Origin of the sequence: Nguyenibacter vanlangensis (assembly GCF_013376155.1) — a bacterium.
Taxonomy (GTDB): Bacteria; Pseudomonadota; Alphaproteobacteria; order Acetobacterales; family Acetobacteraceae; genus Gluconacetobacter; species Gluconacetobacter vanlangensis.
Window position 1 is genome coordinate 1 of record NZ_JABXXP010000283.1, and the last position, 3638, is coordinate 3638.

2 protein-coding genes are annotated in these 3638 nt (G+C 66.7%); both read left to right on the forward strand.

Annotation, left to right across the window (positions count from 1 at the left end; genetic code table 11):
* The first annotated feature begins 15 nt into the window (after positions 1 to 15).
* Complete coding sequence (locus HUK84_RS12430; RefSeq protein ID WP_374729331.1) at positions 16 to 2319, forward strand: TonB-dependent receptor plug domain-containing protein; 2304 nt, start codon at positions 16 to 18, stop codon at positions 2317 to 2319.
* Between the two features lie 13 nt (positions 2320 to 2332).
* On the forward strand, positions 2333 to 3631 hold the full coding sequence (locus HUK84_RS12435) for an MFS transporter (RefSeq protein ID WP_246285649.1): 1299 nt from the start codon (positions 2333 to 2335) through the stop codon (positions 3629 to 3631).
* The last annotated feature ends 7 nt before the right edge of the window (positions 3632 to 3638 follow it).

The window sequence follows — 3638 nt, forward strand, 5'->3', positions numbered from 1 at the left end:
CCGCGCCGCACGCCCCTGTTGCCGGCGGCGCGGGCCGAGGAAGTCAGCGTGACCGCGGCGGCGGCGCCGGGGGATTCGGTGCTGTCGACCGCGACCCGGCAGCACAGCACGATGCAGGTGACGGTGATATCCGGCGCGCAGTTGATGGCGACCGGGCAGACGAACGTGATGAGCGCGCTGGCCCAGGCCTCGGCCGCGATCACCGCGCCACCGCAGCCGGGGGTGGGCAACAACGCCTTCGTGCAGACCATGCAGTTGCGCGGCCAGTCGGCGGACGACACGCTGATCCTGGTCAACGGACACCGGCGGCATATCGGGGCGAATTTCAATGCCAATGCCGGGCCGAACTGGGGCACCGAGCCGGTCGACATCTCGCTGATCCCGATCTCCGCCATCGACCATATCGAGGTCATGACCGAGGGCGCGTCGGCCCTGTACGGCCAGGACGCGCTGGCGGGCGCGGTCAATATCGTGCTGAAGCAGAAGACCCATGGCGGGTCGGTCAACCTGCAGAACAGCGGCTATTACGCCGGGGACGGCCAGGGGCTGAACGGATACGGCGACTATGCCTTCGCGCTGGGCAGGAACGGCGGCTATCTGGATCTGGCGGCGCAGGTGACGCACCAGCAGCCCACCAACCGCACCGGCCTGTTCGTCGGGCAGCTCTATCCCGTCGGCAACCCGCTGAACGCGACGGCCAGCCGCGACGTGCAGCGCATCCTGGGGATTCCGAAATCCACCATGGAGACGCTGAGCGAGACCATGTCGCTCCCGCTGGACCGCAATGCCAGCCTGTACAGCACCTCCACCTTCGGCCATCGGCGGGTGGATGTGGCCGAGACCTATCGCAGCGCGGCCAACAGCCTGACCAACAGCACGCTGTGGCCGTACGGGGCGATTCCGTACATCTTCATGGACCAGTACGATTTCGAGACGGATAACGGGATCAAGGCCGAGAAATTCGGCTTCGCCTGGGACCTGTATGCCAATTACGGCCGCGACGACCAGGCCTACTCCACCGTGCACAGCAACAACATCACGCTGGGCGACGCCAGCCCGCGGGATTTCCGCGACGGCAGCGCGATCACCGGGCAATTCTCGACCGGGCTGCGCGGGTCGCGGCTGTTCCGCACCGCGTTGCTGCCCCGGCCGGTCGCCCTGCGCTTCGGCGGGGAATATCGCCGCGACACGTTCCAGATGACCGAGGGCGAAACCGCGTCCTGGATCGGGTTGGGGGCGACGGACCATGCCGGCAACGTGCCGATGGCCGCGACCCAGCGCGGGCGCGACGTCTATGACGGCAACGTCAATCTCGATCTGTACGCCACGCGGAACTGGGAATGGACATTGGGCGGCCGGGCCGTCAGCTATACCCACCTGGCTACGGTCGAGACCGGGTCGATCGGCACGCGCTATAATTTCAACCGCAACTGGGCGATCCGCGCCGGCGTCAATTCCGGCTATCGCCCGCCCACCCTGGGACAGACCTACTATTTCTACAGCGCACCGTTCGCGACCTATTCGGTCGACCAGTTGCCCAACAGCAGCCCGGCCGCCAAGGCGCTGGGCGCGGGCAGCATCAAGGGCGAATATTCGACCAGCTACAGTATCGGGATCGACGCCACGCCGCTGGAAAACTGGCACCTGACGGGCAATCTGTACTATATCTCCATCAATGACCGGCTGGCCAGCACGACCACGCTGGGCGGCCCGGACGTGGCGCGGATCCTGGAGGCGTCGGGGCTGCACAACGTCACCTATGCCTCGTACTACACCAACCCGGTGAACACGCACACCTATGGCGGGGACATCGAGACCGGTTACACCCTGCACACAAACGCCTCGGGCACGTTCCGCTTCGATTTCAGCTTCAATTATTCGGACAACGAGATCCGCAGCGACAACAGGACGCCCCCGGTGCTCAGCGCGATGGGGCTGAGCAGCTTCAACACCTATGCCGCGGAGATGCTGCTGCATTCCGCGCCGAAGAACCGCGAAAACCTCTCGGTCGGCTGGACTTTCGGCAAATGGAACCTCTTCGTGCAGGAGCAGCGATTCGGCTCGACGATCTTCCTGGCCAGCCCGACCTCGCCGCCCGTGGCGCAGAATCCGGCGTTCCTGACCAATCTTTCGGTCAGCTACCAGATCATGCCGCGCTGGACGGTAACGGCGGGGGCCAACAATCTGGGCAACAAATACCCGACCCGCGTTCCGCCGCCGATCATCAAATCCTTGTTCAACGCCTATAAATATTCGTACTATTCGCCATACGGGTTCAATGGCGGCATGTATTATGTGCAGACGGCCTTCACCTTCTGACGGAGCACGCCCGTTGCAGCACCCCGCACAGGTCCTCGTCCATCCCGATGCCGTCCGCGACCCGGCCACGGCGCGGCCGTTCCGCTTCGTGATCTATGCGCTGACGGTGGCGATGTGCGTGATCTGCTATGGCGACCGGGCGGCGCTGTCGGCGGGCATGCCGGCGATCGCGCGGGAATTCGGCCTGACATCCGGCGAGATCGGCTGGGTCCTGTCCAGTTTCCTGTGGTCCTATTTCATCCTGAACCTGCCCAGCGCGATCCTGCTGGACCGGCTGGGCGTGCGGCGGGTCGGCGCGCTGGCGGTGGCGCTGTGGTCGCTGGCGATGATCCTCGGCGGGCTGGCGGCCGGGATTGCGGCCTTCATCGCCACCCGCGTGCTGCTGGGCATCGGCGAGGCGCCGACCTTCTCGCTCGGCAACAAGGTCGTGCGGGCCTGGGCGCCGCCGACCGAGCGCGGCGTGATGATGACGGCCTTCGTCTGCGGGATTCCGATCGGGCTGGCCGGCGGGGCGGCGGCGGGGGCGTGGCTGATCGCCCATTTCGGCTGGCGCCCGGCCTTCGGCATGCTGGGGGCGCTTGGGCTGGTCTGGTCGGTGTGCTGGTGGTTCATCCATCCCGAGCAGCACCCCGGGCAGCATCCGCAGCCGTACCGGGACCCGTCGCCGGCGCGGCGCGGAACCCTGTCGGTGCCCGTGCTGTTCGGCTCGTCCAGTTTCTGGGGCGTGGTGATTGCGCAATGCTGCGCCAATTACGCGAATTTCCTGCTGATGTCCTGGCTGCCGCTGATCCTGCGGCAGGTGCTGCATCTGGGCATGGTGCAGGCAGGCGCCTATACGGCCTATTGCTATTGCGGCGCGGCGGTGATCTCGATCACCGCGGGCAAGCTCGGCGAGCGGCTGATGGCCGGCCGGTCGCTGGCCCACGGCGCGCGGCGCAAGGTGGTGTGCGCCTATCTGATCCTGGCGGCGCTGATGGGGCTGCTGCCGCTGTGCGGGACGGCAGGCACGATCATTCCGCTGCTGGCGGTGTCGATGGCCTTCGTGGCGGCGGGGACCGGCGCCAACATGGCGCTGCTGTCGGACCTGGTCATCGAGCACGACATTCTGGGCGCGGTGACCGGGCTGACCCTGACCTTCAGCAACGGGCTGGGAATCCTGGCGCCGATCATGACCGGCTATCTGCTGCAGGCCACCGGCAATTTCCACGGCGTGTTCTACATCACCGCCGGGATCATCCTGTGCGGGGCCGCCGCCGCCTGGGCGATGCCGCGCCGCATGTTCCATGCGCGCCGGCAGGGGGACGGGGCGTGACGGCGCG